Genomic DNA, 20218 nt, shown 5'->3' with positions numbered 1-20218 from the left:
GTTTAAAAAAGAAGAGAAGTTTATTGTGAGGAAATTAGACTTTGAATTAGTGTAATAAAAACAAAAGCAAAAAATTTAGTAAAATGTCAAAAGTAAAATTAGGAATAAACGGATTTGGACGTATCGGAAGAATCGTTTTTAGAGAGTCTTTCAATAGAGATAATGTAGAGGTTGTTGCAATCAACGACTTATTAGACGTAGATCACTTAGCTTATTTATTAAAATATGATTCAGTTCACGGTCGTTTCAACGGAACTGTAGAAGTTAAAGAAGGAAAATTATATGTAAACGGAAGAAACATCCGTATCACTGCAGAGAGAAATCCTGCCGACTTAAAATGGAACGAAGTTGATGTAGATGTTGTTGCTGAATGTACTGGTATCTTCACAACTATCGAAACTGCAAGCGAGCACTTAAAAGGTGGAGCTAAAAAAGTTATCATTTCTGCTCCTTCTGCTGATGCTCCAATGTTTGTAATGGGAGTTAACCACGAAACTGCAAAAGCTTCTGATTTAGTTGTTTCTAACGCTTCTTGTACTACAAACTGTTTAGCTCCATTAGCTAAAGTTATCAATGATAATTTCGGAATCGTTGAAGGTTTAATGACTACTGTTCACGCAACTACTTCAACTCAAATGACAGCTGACGGACCTTCTAGAAAAGACTGGAGAGGTGGACGTGCTGCTGCTATCAATATCATTCCTTCTTCAACAGGTGCTGCTAAAGCGGTTGGAAAAGTAATTCCAGAATTAAATGGAAAATTAACTGGTATGGCTTTCCGTGTACCTACTGCTGACGTTTCTACAGTAGATTTAACTGTGAAAGTGGCTAAAGAAACTTCATACGAAGAAATTATGTCTGTATTGAAAAAAGCTTCAGAAAATGAATTAAAAGGTATCTTAGGATATACTGAAGATGCAGTTGTTTCTCAAGACTTTATCTCAGATAAAAGAACTTCTATCGTTGATGCTGGTGCAGGAATTGGTTTAAATTCAACTTTCTTCAAGTTAGTATCTTGGTATGACAATGAGTACGGATACTCAAGCAAATTAATTGATTTATCTGTACATATTGCAGGTTTAAAATAATAATATATATTTTTGCAAAATCCCGTTACTTATAATAACGGGATTTTCTTATTTTGTTACCTCTATAATTAATGTAAAAATCACACTTTTAAATTAAGGATAGAAAAACCTAATTCCAAAAACTAAACAAATGAAATTAATAGTTGATAGTGGATCTACTAAAGCCGATTGGATTGCAATAGATGATAATGGAAAAGTATTATTCACAACACAAACTTTAGGATTAAATCCTGAAATTCTAGACGAGCCTGAAATCATTGATAGATTAAATGATCGTTTCGATATCTTACAAAACAAAAAAAATGCTACACATTTATTCTTTTATGGTGCTGGTTGCGGTACTGATAGAATGAAAGAGTGGTTGAAACGAATTTTTCAAGAATATTTTTCTAACGCAATTGTAGACGTTCAAGAAGATACTTATGCGGCTGTTTATGCAACAACTCCAAAAGGTGAAGAAGCTATCGTTTCTATCTTAGGAACAGGTTCTAACTGCAGTTATTTTGATGGAAAAGTATTGCATCAAAAAGTACAATCTTTAGGATACATCGTTATGGATGATTGCAGCGGTAACGTTTTTGGAAAAGAATTAATTAGAAAATACTATTTTAATAAAATGCCTAAGGAGTTGGCTGTGGAGCTTGAAAAAGAGTATGACGTTGATCCAGATTTTATTAAAAATAAATTATATAAAGAACCAAATCCGAATGCTTATTTAGCAACTTACGCTAAATTCTTAATTAAGCATAAAGAAACTGAATTCTGTAGAAAAATCATCTTCAAAGGAATGAAATCTTTTGTTAAGAATTACATCAAACAATTCGATAACTGTAAAGAAGTTCCCGTGCATTTTGTTGGTTCTATTGCCTTTTATTTGAAAGACGAATTACAAGAGACATTTAATAAATATGAACTTCAATTAGGGAATGTTTTAAGAAGACCTATTGATGGATTAATTGCTTACCATGTCGCTAATCAATAGTTCTGGTTTTATGGAAATTGCCATTATTGCCCATGATGGTAAAAAAGCAGATTTAATTGATTTCTTAATCAAAAACGAAGCTGTTTTACACAATGAAAAAATAAGGCTTATCGGTACTGGTACTACTGGAGGAAAAGCAGAAGCTGCTGGATTTAAAACTCAGAGAATGCTTTCTGGACCTCTTGGAGGCGACGCGCAAATTGCAGGAAGAGTAGCGGAAGGGATTACACAGATGGTTTTCTTTTTTAAAGATCCTCTGTCAAGTCATCCACACGAAGCAGATATTAATATGCTGATTCGAGTTTGCGATGTGCATAATGTGCCGCTGGCAACCAATGAAGCAACGGCACAATTATTATTAGAAGCTATTGCACTGCAATTATAGAGATTTCTACATTAACATTTTTTGGCAAACAAGCCACTTGAACCGTTTCACGAGCTGGAGCGGTTTTTTCGTTAAAATAAGATCCGTAAACAGTGTTTATTGCGCCAAAATTGTTCATGTCCATGATGAAGATTGTTGACTTTACAACGTTCTCAAAAGTCATGTCTGCCGCCTCAAGAATAGCAGCAATGTTTTTCATCACTTGATTCGTTTCATCATTAATATTGTCTGTAATCAATTCTCCTGACTCAGGATTGATTGCAATCTGTCCGGAAGCATAAAGTGTGTTTCCTGATAATACAGCTTGATTATAAGGTCCGATTGGAGCCGGAGCTTTTTCGGTAAAAATGATTTTTTTCATAATGAAAGTATTTTGATTCGAAAGTAGTTTATCTATTTGAAACGCTTCGTTTGTTCCATTTGATGTCACTTAACATACCTGATTTAATTCCAATGAAGAAGTTCCAGTTGGAATTTGTTCCTAATGGCTGCCAGTTAAAAGCCATTCTCCAGCTTAACAAATCTCTCTCAAAACGGAATTGTGTAAAAGTAACTCCTTTTTGAACAAAATCGTAACCAGTAGAAACCCCTGCCTTCCATTTAGGAGTAAGATCAGTATTAACAGAAATCATGATTGAGTTTCCAGAAATAGTACTTTCTCGCTTTACATTTGAATAGGTTAACGAGTAAGCAAGTGTCATATCCCATGGAACTTTAGAATTAAAAAATTCTGTAATTACATCATTTTCAGTGTCGTTTTCAAACTGGCTGTTACGACTGTCATTTAAGTCGGTATTGGTACCAAACAAATCATCGTCTCGTCCACCATTACGCTGACTTTGTGTATTGGTTTTCTGTTTGTTGTCTCCCTTATTTGAGAATGAGTAGTTTACAGTTACGTTGGCACTTGTCATTCTAAATAAACTTCCGCCATTATCAATGTTGAATTTGTCAATTTTATTACCTCCATTATCAATCGCATAAGGATCTAATGTGGCACCAAAGTTCATGTTCATTTTATTGTCGAAAAACTGAGTTCCACCACTTACCAGTACAGGTTGCCAGCCAAATGTTGTTTTTCCATCAGCATTGAAATTGTAGCTTGTGCTGAAGTTCAAGTTGTTCAACAGCATTATTTTCTTAGGTTCTGTTTTTGTACTGTCTCGGTCTCTTACTTTAGCTTCAAAAGTATTGCTCAAGGCAAAACCAACAATGTTAGAATTGTCTTTTCCGGGAGTTCCGTAAAGACCGTTTTCAAATCTTGTATATTGAGAGGTAATTATTCCAGAGGCATCGACTGCATAAGTGTCGTAATATTTTTCAAAACTAGGTGTGTAAGCATAGGTAATGCTTGGACGCATTACGTGTCTAATAGATTGGATTTTTTTATCATCTCCAAAATTAAACGTTCCATAAATTGTAGTACCTAAATTGGTGCTGAAATTGTATGTTCTGAATGAATCAAAACCATTTACGCTTTTGTTTACAGTTTGTCCGACAGTTGGATCGTAAACTTTTTGGATTGTTTTGTTTACCCATGTTTCTTGATAGGTAGTAGAAGCTCCGGCACTAAAATATTTGAAAATCTTAAAGTTGGTGCTCAATGGAATCGTTTGTTGCAATCCTAATTGTGCATCATCAAACATTTGAGGTTTGAAAAACAGCGAATCTTTTGTTTTAAAATAGTTTTTACCGCTTACGTTGTATTGTAAGTTGATGTTTTTGATTAATCCCTTTTTTACGCCATTCTTTCCAACAAATGGATATACACGGTCAATACTTCCTTGTAAAGACGGAAGCGTCATAACGATATCTTCTGTTTGCGTATTTTGGCTATGGGTTGCAGATAACGAAATACGAGAACCTGGAATTGTATTAAAGGTTTTGTTATAAGAAATCGAAGAGTTTAAAGTGTTGTTTAAGTTCGATCCAATATTTGCTTGGTTAATAGATTGTTTAAAGTATTTACTACTACCCATGTTAACAGAAGCAGAGAAAGTAGAATTAGGATTCGACTTTGTATCTTTTGAATGCGACCACTGAATGTTGTAAATATTTTGTTTCGAATAATCCGGATAACCGCGTTCACTGTTTATGAGATTTTCAAAACGAATATTAACGTTTCCTCTATACTTATATCGTTTGGCATACGCCGATTCAAATCGCATAGCGTAACTTCCGTTGGTATAATAATCTCCAAGTACGGTTAGATCGTAATTGTCGCTTAAGGCAAAGTAATAACCTCCATTCTGCAATGAAAATCCTCGTGTGTTAGAATCGTTATAACTTGGAATGATAATACCAGAAACACTTTTTTCTTTGCTTAATGGGAAAAAGCCGTACGGTAAAGCAAGAGGAGTTGGTACATCGGCAATTACCATTTGCGTTAAACCGGCAACAATTTTTTTGCCTGGTACAAATTTAATTCTGCTAGTCTGAAAATAGTATTCAGGATGGTCAATATCTTGAGCGGTTGTAATACGTGCTCCTTTTAAAAAGTATACAGAGTCATTTTCTTTTTTGGTAACGGCAGCTTTGATGTTTAATTCGCCTTGTTTTGTTCTCGAATTATAAATTAAAGCTTTTTTTGTTTTAAAATTAAAGCGAATAGAATCGGGTTGTACTTCACTTGAACCTTGTTTAAAATTTGGATATTGGCTTAAAGCTCCTGTAGAGTCCTTAATTCTTCCGGCATAAACCTCGTCTTTTTCGTAATTAAGCACAATTATACCCGATTTTAATTCTACATCTTTATAGTATAATTCGGCTTCATTGTACAAAGTGATCAGCTTTTTTTTCTGATCGATTTTAGCATAATCTTTTGCTTTGTACCTAACTTTTCCATCCAAAAAAGTCTTTTTTGGTTTAACAGTATCTAGTTTTATGGTATCTGTAATCGCAGGAGTTTCTTTATCTGATTGTTTTACAGCAGGTAAAGGCTTTTTTTTGTTTTTTATTTCTTGCGAATATAAATTACCACAACCTATAGTTAGGAAAAATGATATTAAAACGATATTAAATAAGTTTGTATGCAAAGGTTTAAATGCTATTTTTGTAAAATTATGGCTTGTTTTTTGACATGTCAAACTTACATATAATTTTTTGGCAAAAATAATCAATTCTAAAAATTATAACAGCTGCATTTTATTAAAATTAACTTTTAGATTTATGAATAGAATTAACAAATTTAAAGTAATATTTACTTTATTTCTAATGATATCGTCCTTTTATGCTCATAGTCAGTCAAATGTGTTTAAGGTTACACTTGACGCAGGACACGGAGATCATGACTTTGGAGCAGTTTACAGCGGGCGAATTGAAAAGAATATTGCTTTAGCTATTGTTTTAAAGGTGGGAAAGATTTTGGAACTTAATCCTAATGTTAATGTAATTTATACGCGTAAAACAGATGTTTTCATAGATTTGGTCGAGAGAGCTAATATTGCCAACAGAGCAAATTCGAATATTTTTGTTTCTATTCACTGTAATGCCAATAAAAATACGGCTGCTGACGGAACCGAAACATATGTGATGGGTTTAAGTAAAGTGGCATCTAATCTTGAAGCAGCGAAAAAAGAGAACTCTGTAATTACATTAGAGAAAGACTACAAACGTAAATATGAAGGTTACGATCCTAATTCTCCAGAATCGATGATTGGTATGACTTTAATGCAAGAAGAATATCTAGATAATAGTATCACGCTTGCAACTAAAATTGAAGAGAATTTTGAGAAATTAGGAAAAAAACTTCGTCATGGAGGAGTAAAACAAGCGCCTTTCATGGTATTGCATAAAGCTTACATGCCAAGAGTTTTGGTTGAAACTGGATTTGTTTCAAATCCTACAGAAGGAAACATCCTAAATTCTGAAGAAGGCCAAGATGATATCGCAAGAGCTATTGCAGAAGCAATTTTAAGTTATAAACGTGAATATTTTGGGTCAGGAGCGGAAGCTACTGAGAGTCGGCCCGTAAGAGATACTACTCCTGCAAAACCAAAAGCAACGACTCCAGTTGCAGTAGCGAAAAATGCACCTAAAGGGACTTTTTTTAAAGTACAACTTATTGCAAGCGTCAAAAAGACACCTTTAGAGCCTAAAAACTTTAAAGGCTTGAAGAATGTAACAATGGTATATGAAAATAATATTTACAAATATTTCTACGAAGAAACTACAAGTTACGAAACAGCACAGAAATATCTGCAAGAAGCTAAAAGTAAAGGGTATGGCGCTGCATTTTTAGTGGCAACTAAAGATGGTGAAAAAATCAGTATTCAGGAGGCGATTAAATAATAAGCGCAAGTTCGAATATTTATATTAATTTTGTACAAACACTTAGAATTTTGAAACTAACAAGAGAAATTAAAACGGCTATTTTAGTCATCGCGTCTATTTTATTATTTATATGGGGATATAGTTTTTTAAAAGGAAGAGACCTTTTTACAAATTATACCATTTTATATGCTGAATATGATAATGTTGAAGATTTATCACCATCAGCTCCAGTAACGCTAAACGGACTTGCGATTGGTAAAGTAAATAAAATTACAATTAATGAAGTAACGGGTAGATTACTGGTAGAACTTCAGCTTAAAACAGATTTTCCAATTACAAAAACCAGTACAGCTGCGATTTATTCTCCTGGATTAATTGCTGGGAAACAAATTAAAATTGTTCCAGACTTTACTAGTAAAGAATTGGTAGAAGACGGACAGAAATTAACTTCGACTGTTGAATTGGGATTAACAGAATCTTTAGGGGGAAAACTTGAACCGATTCAGCAAAAGCTAGAAAAAATGCTGGTGAATATTGATGTTCTGGTTTCAGGCCTGAATAATACTTTAGATAAAAATACTCAAGAAAATCTAAAGAAAACAATTGCTGAGTTAAGTCAGACAATGACACAATTTCATAAAGCTTCCGGAAGTCTTAATACTATTTTGGATACCAATAAAGGGCAGATTAATGGAATGGTTTCTAACTTTAATAAAGTATCTAACAACTTTAATAAAATTTCAGATTCATTAAACAAAGCAGATTTAGGGAAAACGGTTCGAAACTTAAACCAGACTTTAGCTAAAGTTGATGATTTAATGGCTAATTTGAATTCAGGAAAAGGAACAGCAGGAAAATTATTGAATGATGATGCATTGTACAATAATCTGGCAAAAACTTCAAAAGAGCTTGAATTGTTATTGCAAGATGTTCGTCTTTATCCAACCCGTTACGTAAACGTTTCTCTTTTTGGAAAGAAAAATAAACCTTACGTTGCACCAACAGAAGAAACAAACTCAACTGATAAAAAATAATTATAAATGAGTTATTTAGATAATATTTTATTCGCAGTACTTCTTGTAATAGGTTTCGGTTTTTTTGCAGCGAGCGTAAAAAAAATCATCCGAAATATTAATTTGGGAGTCGATGTAGATCGAAAAGATAATCCTAAAGCTCGTTGGAAAAACATGGCTTTGATTGCTCTTGGGCAGTCAAAAATGGTGAGACGCCCTGTTGCAGGAATCCTTCATATTTTTGTTTATGTAGGTTTCGTAATAATTAATATCGAATTATTAGAAATTATTATCGATGGACTTTTTGGAACACATAGAGTTTTTGCGCCGTATTTAGGTGTAGTTTATGATGTTTTAATTGCTTCATTTGAAATATTGGCAATATTGGTAATTTTTTCAGTTACTGTTTTTTGGCTAAGAAGAAACTTTATCAGATTGAAACGTTTTATACATTCTGATTTAACAGGATTTCCTAAAAGCGATGCAAATTATATCTTGTATTTTGAAACAGTTTTAATGATTCTGTTTTTATTGATGAATGCTTCAGATTTGCACTTACAGAATGTTCCAGGTGGATATTCTCATTTTCATAAAGCAGGAAGCTATCCGATAAGCCAGTTTATTGCTCCAATTTTTAATGGTACCTCTAATGAAGTTGTTGGATTATTATTTGAAGTTTTCTGGTGGTTGCATATCGTTGGTATTTTAGTTTTTATGAACTATTTATACTTCTCAAAACACTTGCATATTCTTTTAGCTTTCCCGAATACGTATTTTGCAAACTTGAAGCCAGAAGGGCAATTTGATAATTTAGAATCGGTTACAAAAGAGGTGAAATTAATGATGGATCCAAATGCAGATCCTTTTGCAGCGGCGCCGGCAGATGAGAATGCACATCCAGCTAAATTTGGTGCAAGCGATGTTCAGGATTTAAATTGGGTACAGCTATTAAATGCTTATACGTGTACAGAGTGCGGGCGTTGTACTTCTTCTTGTCCAGCAAATCAAACGGGCAAAAAATTGTCTCCACGTAAAATTATGATGGACACAAGAGATCGTTTGACTGAAGTTGGAAAAAATATCGATGCTAATAAAGGTGTTTTTGTTCCAGACAATAAATCGCTTTTAAATGATTATATCACTCCAGAGGAATTATGGGCATGTACCTCTTGTAACGCTTGCGTTGAGGAATGTCCTGTAAATATTAGTCCGTTGTCTATTATTATGGATATGCGCCGTTATTTGGTAATGGAGCAGAGTGCTGCGCCAATGTCGTTAAACGCTATGATGACTAATATTGAAAACAACGGTGCACCTTGGCAATACAGTCAGCAAGACCGTTTAAATTGGAAAAACGATAATTAAAGTTTATTGTTTAATCGGTTAGTTGTTTAACCGTTTAATCGATTTTAAAATAATATTTCGGTTTTTATAGAATTGTCATTTGCTTTTAGCGATTAAACAATTTCACGATTAACCGATTAAACAAAAGTGAGAGAAATGTCAGAAAATTTAGTAGTACCAACAATGGCAGAAATGCTTGCCGAAGGAAAACAGCCAGAGGTTTTGTTTTGGGTAGGTTGCGCAGGAAGTTTTGATGATAGAGCAAAAAAAATTACTAAAGCGTTTGTACGAATTTTAAATCGTACAAATGTTTCTTTTGCAGTGTTAGGTACAGAAGAGAGTTGTACTGGAGATCCTGCTAAAAGAGCTGGAAATGAATTTTTGTTTCAAATGCAAGCCATGATGAATATCGAGGTTTTAAATGCTTATGAAGCGAAAAAAATTGTTACGGCTTGCCCACACTGTTTTAATACAATTAAAAATGAATACCCGGAATTAGGAGGGAATTATGAGGTAATTCATCATACGGAATTTTTGAAATCATTAATTGATGATGGAAGATTAACGGTTGAAGGCGGACAATTTAAAGGTAAAAAAATTACTTTCCATGATCCTTGTTACTTAGGTAGAGCAAATAAAGTTTACGAAGCACCAAGAGATTTAATTCAGAAATTAGACGTTGAGTTGGTTGAAATGAAACGTTCTAAAGCAAATGGATTGTGCTGTGGAGCAGGTGGAGCACAAATGTTTAAAGATGCTGAACCTGGAAACAAAGAAGTAAACGTTCTTCGTACAGAAGATGCGCTAGAAACTCAACCGGATATTATTGCTGCTGGCTGTCCGTTCTGTAACACAATGTTAACCGACGGAATTAAAAATAAAGAAAAAGAAGGTCAAGTTAAAGTTCTTGATATTGCAGAGCTTATTGCAAATGCGCAAGATTTGTAATCAAAGGTTCAAAGTAACAAAGGGACAAAGGGACAAAGGGACAAAGTTTTTAACTTGAAACTTGAAACAAAAAAAAAACAGATAAAAAAGTAAAAAATGTATATACCTTTTGAAAATTTACCAGGTGAATCTAGAGTTTGGATTTACCAATCGAACAGAAAATTTTCTGAGGAAGAGTTTTCTGAAATAGAAACAGATTTAAAAGCTTTTGTAGAACAATGGGCTGCACACGGCACAAGTCTGGAGGCTTCGTTTTTATTGAAATACAATCGATTTATTATATTGGCGGTAAACCAAGAAGTGCAAGCTGCTACAGGATGTTCTATAGATAGTTCTGTTGAGTTTATTCAAAGTTTAGAGAAAAAATATAACGTTGATTTGTTAGATAAAATGAACGTGACTTTTAAATTAGGAGAACATATTGCTCACAAACCATTAATTGATTTTAAAAAGATGGTTAAAGATAAATCAGTTTCTGAAAACACGATTGTTTTTAATAATCTTGTAAACAACATTGAAGAGTTTAATGAATCTTGGGAAGTTCCTGCTGCTGATAGTTGGCATAGTAGATTTTTCTAAGGTGAATTTATAAAATATTTAAAAGGCATGAAATTTAGGTTTTGTGCCTTTTTTTTGTGGTTTCAAGTTTTTAAGTTTCACGTTTCAAGTTTGAAGTTGACGTTCGAAATCTGAAAGGTTTTTAAAACCTGTCTGGTTTATTGTTGTGTTATGTTTAGAATTGAAACTTTGTCAAAGTTTTAAACTTTCGAGTTGGAGAAAAGAATCTTTTTCTAAAAATACTTATTAACTGGAATTGATCTAATTTTGTCAAAAATCTAACAATTTAAAAGCCTGATGAAACGCTATTTTTGAGTATTTTCGTAGAATTAAATTTTATCCATGAAAATAGCAATAGTTTGTTATCCGACTTTTGGAGGTAGTGGGGTAGTAGCCACTGAGTTAGGTCTCGAGTTAGCCAGAAGAGGACACGAAATACATTTTATCACATACAGCCAGCCCGTTAGATTGGCGCTTTTAAACCCGAATGTCCATTACCACGAAGTTAATGTTCCGGAATATCCATTGTTTCATTATCAGCCTTATGAATTAGCATTATCGAGCAAATTGGTCGATATGGTAAAATTGTACAAAATAGAGCTTTTGCATGTTCATTATGCTATTCCGCATGCGTATGCAGGATATATGGCAAAGCAAATGCTGAAGAATGAAGGTATCAATCTTCCGATGATTACAACACTTCACGGAACTGATATTACGCTTGTTGGAAATCATCCGTTCTACAAGCCTGCGGTAACTTTTAGCATCAATAAGTCAGATTATGTGACTTCGGTTTCTCAGAGTTTGAAAGACGATACTTTGAAATTATTTAAAATCAAGAATAAAATCAAAGTAATTCCGAATTTTATCGAATTGGATAAAGTGAAGAAAGATCCGAGCGCACCTTGTCATCGTTATGTAATGGCAAACGAGAACGAACGCATTATTACGCACATTAGTAACTTCAGAAAAGTAAAACGCATTCCAGATATTATTAAAATTTTCTATAACATTCAGAAAGAAATTCCAGCTAAATTGATGATGGTTGGAGATGGACCTGAAAAAGAAAAAGCTGAGATTTTATGTCAGGAATTAGGGATTTTAGATAAAGTTATTTTCTTCGGAAATAGCCATGAGATTGATAAAATCTTATGCATGACCGATTTGTTTTTGCTTCCTTCTGAGACAGAAAGTTTTGGTTTGGCAGCTTTGGAAGCAATGGCGTGTGGTGTTCCTGTAATTTCGAGTAATTCTGGAGGTTTGCCTGAAGTTAACTTTGACAGTTTTTCTGGGTATTTAAGTAATGTTGGCGCTGTGGAAGAAATGGCTCAAAATGCACTTAAAATCTTAAAAGATGATGCTGTTTTAAGTCAGTTTAAAGCAAATGCGCTAGAAGTGGCTAGAAAATTCGACATCAAAAATATTCTTCCTAAATACGAAGCTTTATATCAGAAAGCAGTGGATGATTATAAATATGAGAAGCATTAATCTAAAAGGATAAAAATGAAAAAAGTAATTTCTGTTTTAGCAATTTTGGTTGTGATTTCCTGTGGTGTAAAAAAGGTTGAAAAATCAAATGCATTGTATGAAGTTTTAACCGTACAATCGGATGGCGGTGGAAATATCAAGTTTTTTGAAATTTTAAGTGAGCCGAATGAAATTAAAATGCTTGAAAATGATCCGCTTTTAGCGCATAAAATGAAGGATTCAGATATTCAGGATTATAATTATGTGATTTTGAATATGGGAGAAAAAAACACAAGCGGTTATTCTATAGATGTTGAAAAAGTAGAGGAAACAGATCGGAATATCATTATTACAGTAAAGGAAAACAGTCCTGCAAAAGATGCGATGACGATGCAGGTTATTTCATATCCATATACTGTTGTGAAAATTCATTCTAAGAAAGAAATTATTATTAAGTAGTTGATTGGAAAGGGTGAAATGTGAAATGTTAGATGTGAATATGAAACATGAAACTTCAAACATAAAAAAAACCTGTCGCTTTTAAACGACAGGTTTCTTCTTACAATTATTTTTTATTTTAATTAGAATCTGAATTTAACGCCTAAACCAACGTCAAATCCAAAATTATCGTCGTCATAATATCCAGAACCAATTTCAGGTCGTGCATCTAGTGATAAAGTAATTGGCACTTCATCAAATCTATATTCTATACCGATATCTCCAGCTGCAAAAACATAAGTTCCGCTATCACTATATCTGTAATTGTTGTTGTAGTAATCGTGATCCCAAGCTGCTAGTCCTCCTCCGACACCAGCATACCAGTTAAAACCTCCATCGATGTTCCAAACCCATTGGTAAAGAGCAACTCCTTTGATTGCGTCTACATCACTGCTGTTTCTCCATCCTAAATCAAACTCTAATCTGTTTTTTTGATTTAATCCTAATTGGTAAGAGATCTCTCCTCCAAATCCGTTATTGTCTCCTAGACGTAATCCTAAGGCGTGTTTCGAAATTTCTTGTGATTGAGCCGTAAATGCTAAACCAAGAAGCATAAGGGCAGATAAAAGTATCTTTTTCATAAAAATGGTTAATTAATTTTTTTCAAATGTATAATTACAGTCAGATAGAGAACGTATAATATTTTTGAAAATTGTTACATAATTTACATTTTCACGAATTTGGCGCGTTAAAATTCTTAAAAAACTGCTTATGAGGCGTTTATTTTAGGATTATAGAAGAAATTAGTTGAGAGGTGAGCAAATCTTCCATTTCTAAAAGATTTTCTTCTTCTGCAAAATTACTGGCTTTATAAGAAAACAGTTTCCAGCGTTTTTTATGATATTCCAGTGCGGTTAAATTCTCTACCCAATCCCCTGAATTTAGGTATAAAGTAGAGCCGTGTTTGTTTTCTTTTGTCATGATCTTTGGTTCATGTATATGCCCACAAATTACATAGTCGTAGTTTTTTTCGATCGCTAAATCGGTTGCTGTGGTTTCAAAGTCAGAAATAAATTTTACTGCTTTCTTTACGCTGGCTTTTATTTTTTTAGAAAATGAATATGGTTCGCGGCCCAGTTTTGCCAAACACCAATTGGCAAATCGATTTGTTAGTATTAAATAATCGTAACCTAATCCGCCTAATTTTGCAATCCATTTTGAATGTTGAACTGAAGCGTCAAAAACGTCTCCGTGAAAAATCCAGGCTTTTTTATCGTCTAATTCTAGAACCAATTTATCTACTAAAGCAAAATTTCCCATATTCATATCACTGAATTTTCGAAGTATCTCATCGTGATTTCCAGTAATATAATACACCTTTGTTCCTTTAGAGGCCATTCCGATAATACGCTGAATTACTCGTAAATGTGCTTTTGGGAAGTACGATTTACGAAATTGCCAAGCATCAATAATATCGCCGTTTAAGACTAGAGTTTTTGGTTTAATGCTTGAAAGATAGTTATTTAATTCTTTAGCGTGACTTCCGTAAGTTCCTAAATGGACATCAGAAAGAATGACCAATTCGACATTTCTTTTTTTCAATTTTTCTTGATTTGAAGTTTTACAAATGAAAGGAAGTTTGTGAAATTTGATTTTATTAAAAGGTTATTAAAAAGTGGGTAATTTTACCAAATTGTGATTTTTATCCCATTTAATGTTTCGTTAATAATACCAGTTTTAAATTTTTTAATTTAATTCATAAAACTTACATTTGCTCAAAACAAAACACAATGGCAGGAAATAGCTTCGGCACACTATATAAAGTAACTACATTTGGAGAATCTCACGGTGAAGCGTTAGGCGGTATTATTGATGGATGCCCTCCAGGAATACAATTAGATTTTGAAGCAATTGAAGTAGATATGGCAAGAAGAAAGCCAGGTCAGTCGGCAATTGTTACACAAAGAAAAGAGCCAGACAGCGTTCAATTCTTATCTGGAATATTTGAAGGAAAAACTACTGGAACTCCAATTGGTTTCATTATTCCAAATACCAATCAGAAATCAGACGATTACTCTCATATAAAAGATAATTACAGACCAAGCCATGCTGATTATGTTTACGATCAGAAGTACGGTTTGCGAGATTATCGCGGTGGCGGAAGAAGTTCTGCAAGAGAAACAGCAAGTAGAGTAGTGGCGGGTGCAATTGCAAAACAAATGTTGCCTGAAATTAAAATTAATGCTTATGTTTCTTCTGTTGGTCCAATTCATTTAGATACGCCATATCAAGAATTGGATTTTTCTAAAATTGAAAGCAATCCTGTTCGTTGTCCAGATGAGAAATCTGCAGCGATTATGGAAGAATATATTCGCGATATCCGTAAGCAGGGAGATACTGTTGGGGGTGTTGTAACATGTGTGATTCAGAATGTTCCTGTTGGATTAGGAGAACCAGTTTTTGATAAACTTCATGCAGAATTAGGAAAAGCAATGTTGTCGATTAATGCAGTAAAAGGTTTTGAATACGGAAGCGGTTTTTCTGGATCTGAAATGAAAGGAAGCGAACATAACGATTTATACAATCCTGACGGAACTACAAAAACAAATCTTTCTGGAGGAATCCAAGGTGGTATAAGCAATGGAATGGATATCTATTTTAGAGTAGCGTTCAAACCTGTTGCAACTATTATGCAGACTCAGGATTCTTTAGATAATAAAGGAAACATTACACCAATGACAGGAAAAGGACGTCATGATCCGTGTGTAGTGCCTCGCGCAGTGCCAATCGTAGAAGCGATGGCGGCAATTGTTTTGGCCGATTTTTATTTGATCAACAAAACATATTAATAAAAGGTAAGACAGTGAGGGTCTTATATTTTAATAATTAAAAAATAATTTAATGCAAGAAGTTACAGAAACTAAAAAACAATCATTTCTTTCGGGATTAACAGGGCAAATTATAATTGCTATGGTTCTTGGAGCCATTTTGGGAATTATATTGCACAATACCATTTCTCCAGAAGCAGCACAGGCATTTAGCAGTAAAATTAAAATGCTGGCGACCATCTTTATTCGTTTGGTGCAAATGATTATTTCTCCGTTAGTTTTTACCACTTTGGTAGTGGGAATTGCAAAATTGGGAGATATTAAAACCGTTGGAAGAATTGGAGGAAAAGCTATTGGGTGGTTTTTTACAGCTTCATTTATTTCTCTTTTAATCGGATTGTTTTACGTGAATGTTCTGCAGCCAGGTGTTGGTTTAAAACTAGAGCACGTTGATATGGCAGCGGCTTCTGAAGTTACAGGTAAAACACAAAACCTTTCTTTTGATAACTTCGTTGAGCATATTGTGCCAAAAAGTATTGTTGAAGCAATGGCAACTAATGAAATCCTTCAGATTGTCGTTTTCTCTATTTTCTTTGGATTAGCAGCAGCTTCTTTAGGAGATACTGTAAAACCAATCATCAACGCTTTCGATAGACTTTCGCATGTTGTTTTGAAAATGGTAAACTATGTAATGAAGTTTGCTCCAATTGGAGTTTTTGGCGCTATTGCAGGTGTGTTTGCTATCCGAGATGCAGAAGAGTTGGTTATTACATACTTTAAATTTTTTGGTTCGTTTTTAATCGGTATCAGTACTTTATGGGCAATTTTAATTCTTATTGGATATATTTTCCTTAAAGGAAGAATGACAGAATTGCTAAGACGTATTACGGGACCGTTGGCAATTGCATTTGGAACAACAAGTAGCGAGGCTGTATTTCCTAAATTAACCGAAGAATTAGAAGGTTTTGGAGTAAAAGATAAAATCGTTTCTTTTATGTTGCCGCTTGGTTATTCCTTTAATCTTGACGGAAGTATGATGTACATGACTTTTGCCAGTATTTTTATTGCGCAGTTTTATAATGTGCATTTAGATTTAGGAACACAAATGGCGATGCTTTTGGTTTTAATGCTTACCAGTAAAGGTATTGCGGGAGTGCCGCGTGCGAGTTTGGTAGTAGTGGCTGCAACATGCGGTATGTTTGATATTCCAATTGAAGGAATTGCTTTAATTCTGCCAATTGACCATTTCTGCGATATGTTTAGAAGTGCAACAAATGTATTAGGAAATGCTTTAGCGACTTCTGTTGTAGGACAATGGGAGAGCAATAAAGAGTAAAAAAACGACTGAGATTTTAATTTTTTTATCTTAGTTATCGAAATAATATTTGAAAAGCTGTATTTTTTTATGAAATACAGCTTTTTTTTATTTTAAAGTGTATATTTGATCAAATTAGCCGATTAATGCCCCCAAAACGGATTTTTTTACTTCTACTCTTGGTTCTGAATTGCTTTGCCAATTCGGCAATCGCACAATCTAATTGTAACCTCGATCCTAAAATTGATAAGACGGTCAAGAAGGCGCTTTTGAATTTTAGGGAATCTAATTTCGAAAAATCACTTATTTATTCGAGAGCCGCTTTAAGTGCTGCAACAGCGATAAAAGATTATTGCCTTATTGCGCGTTCGTATAATATTATTGCTGCGAATTATAACGAACTAACAGAATTTGATAAAGCTATTTTTTTCTATAAAAAAGGTTTGTTTTACGCCAATAAAACCAATAATGATTCTATTAAGTGTCTTCTCTATAATAATTTAGGGAATATGTATTGTTTCGAAAAGAAACAGTTTGACGAAGGAATTCGTAATTACAAAAAAGCAGTTGCTTATGCTTTGAAAATTAATGATTTAAAAGAGGTTTATTTTACCAATGTCAATATTGCTTGGGCATATTTTGATATCGGAAACTTCAATCAGGGGCATCTTTTTTTAAAGTATGTAAATAGCACTAAAATAAAGTACAATGACGGATCGACAGAAGTTATTGTCGATATGCTCAATGGTATTTATTCGAGCTATAAAAATGATAATAAAGCCGCAAATGCTTATTTTTTAAGTGCTATTGAAACAGGGAAAAAATGCCAGGAGAAAACAGATCTTGCGCATGCCTATTTAGAATATTCGCATTTTTTGAATAAAATTAATAGGCATAAAGAGGCTTACGATGCCTTGGTCAATCATTACAATCTTTCAGATAAATTATACGATGTCAAAAAGCTTAAGAAAGCGTCACAAGCAGGTTTGAGTCTTGAATTGGATGAATACAAACGACAAATTGATAAAGTTGAAGGAGAAAAAGTAGAGCAGTCTCAGAGTTTGAAAAAATCAAAAATCATTGTTATCCTTTTTATCTTGATTTCGTTGATTCTATTGATTTTGATTATTACCCTTATAAAGAATATTAGATTCAAGAAAAAACACAATTTAGAGCTTCTTAAAGCGAAAGAAATTGCAGAAGAAGCCTCATTGCTCAAAACACAATTTATATCCACGATAAGTCACGAATTGCGCACACCGCTTTATGGGGTTGTAGGGATTACAAATATGCTTCTTGAGGAACATAAAGAGATTTCGAGGAGTCAGCATTTAAGTTCTTTAAAATTTTCTGCTAGATATCTATTGTCTCTTGTTAATGATATTTTGCAGATTAATAAAATTGAAGAGAATAAAATTGTATTAGAAAATCTGACTTTTAATATTTCTGATGAAATTACGGTGATCAAGAATTCGCTTTCGTTTCTTTCTCAGAAAAATAATAACAGTATTTCTATTGATATTGACCCGAATATTCCAGAATATTTAATTGGAGATAAACTGCGTTTGGCTCAGATTTTAATGAACTTGGTGAGTAATGCTCTGAAATTTACCAAAGACGGACAGGTTGAAATCATCATAAAGCTAAATAAAGTAGAAGGAAAGCTTCATTATTTAGATTTCTTGATCAAAGACAATGGAATTGGAATTGCAATTGTCGATCAAAATAAGATTTTTGAGAAATTTGTACAGGTTGGTAGAAAAGATGCAGATTATCAAGGTACTGGTTTAGGACTCAGTATTGTAAAACGACTTTTAGGACTTTTTGGAAGTACAATTACGTTGGATAGTGATTTAGGAAAAGGAACTTCTTTTTCATTTACAATCGCTTTTGAGCACGACTTAGCCAAAACGAAAAGTATTATTGATGAGATTGAAGTGGATCTGACTTCAAGCGAAGTGTATAAAATTTTGGTAGTTGAAGATAACTTGATTAATCAGCTTGTTACGAAAAAGATTATTGAAAAAAATAATTATGCTTGCAAAGTAGTTGATGACGGTTTTGCAGCGCTTAAAATATTAGAAGACGAAACATTCGATTTGATTTTAATGGATATTAATATGCCTTTAATGAACGGATTTGAAACTACAAAAAGAATACGTCTTCAAGGAATAGAAACGCCAATTGTCGCTTTAACTGCTTTTGATAAAGATGAAATAACAGATGAAGCGATTTCGTCTGGAATGAATGATATTATAATTAAACCTTTTGAACCGGTTAAATTATTTAAAATAATCAATTTCTTGATAAGTGAAAAAAACGCTGTTTAGTACCAGCGTTTTTTATTTTTCTTAGCATTATTTGATTTTCTCGATTTGTGAGCACCACCGCTTCTATTTGAGTTTTTCGGCTTTTCTCCAGCTTCTGGACTTCCAGAATGCCATTGGTACGGATGATCGACAATCGTTTTTACATCAACTTTAATCAATTTCTGAATGTCTTTCCAATAAGGAAGTTCGTCTTTTCCACAGAAAGAAATTGCTATACCGCCATTTCCTGCACGACCTGTACGACCAATACGGTGCACGTAAGTTTCAGGGATATTTGGTAAATCAAAATTGATTACATAAGGAAGTTGTTCAATATCGATTCCTCTTGCTGCAATATCAGTTGCTACTAAAACACCAACTTCTTTATTTTTAAAAGCGTCTAAAACACGTTGTCTTGCGTTTTGCGACTTGTCTCCGTGAATTGCTTCTGCCGGAATATCTTTTTTGCGAAGCGCTTTTACAACATTGTCAGCTCCATGTTTTGTTCTCGAAAAAACAAGTACGTTTGATAAGTTTTGCTCTTTAATTAAAGTGTATAATAAGTTTCTTTTTTCGGTTTTATCTACAAAATAAATACGTTGTTCTACATTTTCTGCTGTAGATGAAACTGGAGAAACTTCTACTTTTTCTGGATCTTGAAGAAACATTTCTGCTAGTTCGCGAATTGCAATTGGCATTGTTGCAGAGAAAAGTAATGTTTGTCTATTTTTAGGAGTCAGTTTTACGATTTTTTTTACATCGTTTATAAAACCCATATCCAACATCTGGTCAGCTTCATCTAGCACTAAAGTGTGTAAATGGTTTAGATCGAGAAAACCTTGTTTGTGTAAGTCAAGCAAACGTCCTGGAGTAGCCACTAAAATATCAACGCCGTTTTTTAAAGCGTCTACTTGTGGATTTTGAGAAACTCCTCCAAAAATGGTTAGTTGTGTTAAATTAGTATATTTAGCATAGGTGTCAAAACTTTGTCCGATTTGCACTGCAAGTTCGCGAGTAGGGGTAACCACTAATGCGCGAATTACTTTTGCTTTTTTTGATGAACCTACAATTCGGTGCAATTGATGTATAATTGGAATAGCAAAAGCAGCCGTTTTTCCTGTTCCTGTCTGCGCACAGCCAATTAAATCGCGACCTTCTAAAACGACAGGAATAGATTTTTCCTGAATAGGTGTTGGATTTAAATAGCCTTCTTCAAATACGGCTTTTTGTATACTTTTTGAAAGTGATAGATCTTCGAATAACATATCTTA

18 protein-coding genes are annotated in these 20218 nt (G+C 33.6%); 13 read left to right on the top strand and 5 right to left on the bottom strand.

Translation table 11 applies throughout. From position 1 onward, the window contains the following. Nucleotides 1-83: 83 nt before the first annotated feature. The 3 genes from gap (at nt 84) to ABTV69_RS20685 (ending at nt 2455) form a co-directional block, all read left to right on the top strand. Nucleotides 84-1088: a type I glyceraldehyde-3-phosphate dehydrogenase gene (gene gap / locus ABTV69_RS20695; protein ID WP_433832204.1), complete on the top strand. Its 1005-nt coding sequence runs from the start codon at nt 84-86 to the stop codon at nt 1086-1088. 130 nt (nt 1089-1218) lie between these two features. Beyond that, complete coding sequence (locus ABTV69_RS20690) at nt 1219-2070, top strand: N-acetylglucosamine kinase (protein WP_433832202.1); 852 nt, start codon at nt 1219-1221, stop codon at nt 2068-2070. Nucleotides 2071-2080: 10 nt separating this feature from the next. Next, complete coding sequence (locus tag ABTV69_RS20685; protein ID WP_433836738.1) at nt 2081-2455, top strand: methylglyoxal synthase; 375 nt, start codon at nt 2081-2083, stop codon at nt 2453-2455. On the opposite strand, the gene ABTV69_RS20680 is transcribed toward ABTV69_RS20685, so the two are convergent. Together ABTV69_RS20680 and ABTV69_RS20675 are read right to left on the bottom strand one after the other, a co-directional pair. Further along, nucleotides 2436-2816: a RidA family protein gene (locus ABTV69_RS20680; RefSeq protein WP_248727521.1), complete on the bottom strand. Its 381-nt coding sequence runs from the start codon at nt 2814-2816 to the stop codon at nt 2436-2438. The genes ABTV69_RS20685 and ABTV69_RS20680 overlap by 20 nt on opposite strands. 28 nt (nt 2817-2844) lie before the next feature. Next, nucleotides 2845-5541, bottom strand: a complete 2697-nt coding sequence (locus tag ABTV69_RS20675) for a putative LPS assembly protein LptD (protein WP_433832199.1) — start codon at nt 5539-5541, stop codon at nt 2845-2847. Between the two features lie 82 nt (nt 5542-5623). On the opposite strand from ABTV69_RS20675, the gene ABTV69_RS20670 reads away from it, so the two are divergent. From ABTV69_RS20670 to ABTV69_RS20640, 7 genes are all read left to right on the top strand, one after another. Further along, nucleotides 5624-6745: an N-acetylmuramoyl-L-alanine amidase family protein gene (locus ABTV69_RS20670; protein WP_433832197.1), complete on the top strand. Its 1122-nt coding sequence runs from the start codon at nt 5624-5626 to the stop codon at nt 6743-6745. Nucleotides 6746-6795: 50 nt separating this feature from the next. Next, a complete protein-coding gene (locus tag ABTV69_RS20665; RefSeq protein ID WP_433832195.1) occupies nt 6796-7761 on the top strand; it encodes an MlaD family protein in 966 nt (321 codons plus the stop codon). A gap of 6 nt (nt 7762-7767) precedes the next feature. After that, a complete protein-coding gene (locus ABTV69_RS20660; RefSeq protein WP_433832193.1) occupies nt 7768-9105 on the top strand; it encodes a 4Fe-4S dicluster domain-containing protein in 1338 nt (445 codons plus the stop codon). Between the two features lie 135 nt (nt 9106-9240). Continuing rightward, nucleotides 9241-10032, top strand: a complete 792-nt coding sequence (locus ABTV69_RS20655; RefSeq protein WP_433832191.1) for a (Fe-S)-binding protein — start codon at nt 9241-9243, stop codon at nt 10030-10032. 96 nt (nt 10033-10128) lie between these two features. Continuing rightward, nucleotides 10129-10611 (top strand): hypothetical protein, encoded by a 483-nt coding sequence (locus ABTV69_RS20650; protein WP_026730146.1) that lies wholly within the window; start codon nt 10129-10131, stop codon nt 10609-10611. Between the two features lie 321 nt (nt 10612-10932). Beyond that, entirely contained in the window at nt 10933-12078 is a 1146-nt protein-coding gene (bshA, locus tag ABTV69_RS20645) for an N-acetyl-alpha-D-glucosaminyl L-malate synthase BshA (protein ID WP_433832189.1), read from the top strand. 15 nt (nt 12079-12093) lie between these two features. Next, on the top strand, nt 12094-12516 hold the full coding sequence (locus ABTV69_RS20640; protein WP_433832187.1) for a protease complex subunit PrcB family protein: 423 nt from the start codon (nt 12094-12096) through the stop codon (nt 12514-12516). A gap of 122 nt (nt 12517-12638) precedes the next feature. On the opposite strand, the gene ABTV69_RS20635 is transcribed toward ABTV69_RS20640, so the two are convergent. Together ABTV69_RS20635 and ABTV69_RS20630 are read right to left on the bottom strand one after the other, a co-directional pair. Continuing rightward, on the bottom strand, nt 12639-13136 hold the full coding sequence (locus ABTV69_RS20635; protein ID WP_433832185.1) for a hypothetical protein: 498 nt from the start codon (nt 13134-13136) through the stop codon (nt 12639-12641). A gap of 139 nt (nt 13137-13275) precedes the next feature. Then, a complete protein-coding gene (locus tag ABTV69_RS20630) occupies nt 13276-14097 on the bottom strand; it encodes a UDP-2,3-diacylglucosamine diphosphatase (protein WP_433832183.1) in 822 nt (273 codons plus the stop codon). 188 nt (nt 14098-14285) lie between these two features. Between ABTV69_RS20630 and aroC the strand changes: the two genes are divergently transcribed. The 3 genes from aroC (at nt 14286) to ABTV69_RS20615 (ending at nt 18968) form a co-directional block, all read left to right on the top strand. Next, the gene (gene aroC / locus ABTV69_RS20625) at nt 14286-15344 is read left to right on the top strand and encodes a chorismate synthase (protein WP_111285244.1); all 1059 of its coding nucleotides are present in this window, start codon (nt 14286-14288) and stop codon (nt 15342-15344) included. A 52-nt stretch (nt 15345-15396) separates the two neighbouring features. Next, complete coding sequence (locus tag ABTV69_RS20620) at nt 15397-16659, top strand: dicarboxylate/amino acid:cation symporter (RefSeq protein WP_433832181.1); 1263 nt, start codon at nt 15397-15399, stop codon at nt 16657-16659. A 248-nt stretch (nt 16660-16907) separates the two neighbouring features. Then, nucleotides 16908-18968 (top strand): response regulator, encoded by a 2061-nt coding sequence (locus ABTV69_RS20615; RefSeq protein WP_433832179.1) that lies wholly within the window; start codon nt 16908-16910, stop codon nt 18966-18968. On the opposite strand, the gene ABTV69_RS20610 is transcribed toward ABTV69_RS20615, so the two are convergent. Beyond that, complete coding sequence (locus ABTV69_RS20610) at nt 18965-20212, bottom strand: DEAD/DEAH box helicase (RefSeq protein WP_433832177.1); 1248 nt, start codon at nt 20210-20212, stop codon at nt 18965-18967. The genes ABTV69_RS20615 and ABTV69_RS20610 overlap by 4 nt on opposite strands. Nucleotides 20213-20218: the final 6 nt, after the last annotated feature.

The organism is Flavobacterium anhuiense, assembly GCF_050990855.1.
Taxonomy (GTDB): Bacteria; Bacteroidota; Bacteroidia; order Flavobacteriales; family Flavobacteriaceae; genus Flavobacterium; species Flavobacterium anhuiense_C.
Note: the sequence above shows the minus strand (reverse complement) of the source record. Positions and strands in the feature narration are given on the sequence as shown.

Excerpts from the sequence above, each read along its gene's own strand:
- ABTV69_RS20610 (WP_433832177.1), bottom strand. The coding sequence starts at position 20,212 with ATGTTATTCGAAGATCTATCACTTTCAAAAAGTATACAAAAAGCCGTA.
- ABTV69_RS20660 (WP_433832193.1), top strand. The coding sequence starts at position 7,768 with ATGAGTTATTTAGATAATATTTTATTCGCAGTACTTCTTGTAATAGGT.
- bshA (WP_433832189.1), top strand. The coding sequence starts at position 10,933 with ATGAAAATAGCAATAGTTTGTTATCCGACTTTTGGAGGTAGTGGGGTA.
- aroC (WP_111285244.1), top strand. The coding sequence starts at position 14,286 with ATGGCAGGAAATAGCTTCGGCACACTATATAAAGTAACTACATTTGGA.
- ABTV69_RS20620 (WP_433832181.1), top strand. The coding sequence starts at position 15,397 with ATGCAAGAAGTTACAGAAACTAAAAAACAATCATTTCTTTCGGGATTA.
- ABTV69_RS20655 (WP_433832191.1), top strand. The coding sequence starts at position 9,241 with ATGTCAGAAAATTTAGTAGTACCAACAATGGCAGAAATGCTTGCCGAA.
- ABTV69_RS20635 (WP_433832185.1), bottom strand. The coding sequence starts at position 13,136 with ATGAAAAAGATACTTTTATCTGCCCTTATGCTTCTTGGTTTAGCATTT.
- ABTV69_RS20670 (WP_433832197.1), top strand. The coding sequence starts at position 5,624 with ATGAATAGAATTAACAAATTTAAAGTAATATTTACTTTATTTCTAATG.
- ABTV69_RS20640 (WP_433832187.1), top strand. The coding sequence starts at position 12,094 with ATGAAAAAAGTAATTTCTGTTTTAGCAATTTTGGTTGTGATTTCCTGT.
- ABTV69_RS20650 (WP_026730146.1), top strand. The coding sequence starts at position 10,129 with ATGTATATACCTTTTGAAAATTTACCAGGTGAATCTAGAGTTTGGATT.
- ABTV69_RS20680 (WP_248727521.1), bottom strand. The coding sequence starts at position 2,816 with ATGAAAAAAATCATTTTTACCGAAAAAGCTCCGGCTCCAATCGGACCT.
- ABTV69_RS20685 (WP_433836738.1), top strand. The coding sequence starts at position 2,081 with ATGGAAATTGCCATTATTGCCCATGATGGTAAAAAAGCAGATTTAATT.
- gap (WP_433832204.1), top strand. The coding sequence starts at position 84 with ATGTCAAAAGTAAAATTAGGAATAAACGGATTTGGACGTATCGGAAGA.
- ABTV69_RS20690 (WP_433832202.1), top strand. The coding sequence starts at position 1,219 with ATGAAATTAATAGTTGATAGTGGATCTACTAAAGCCGATTGGATTGCA.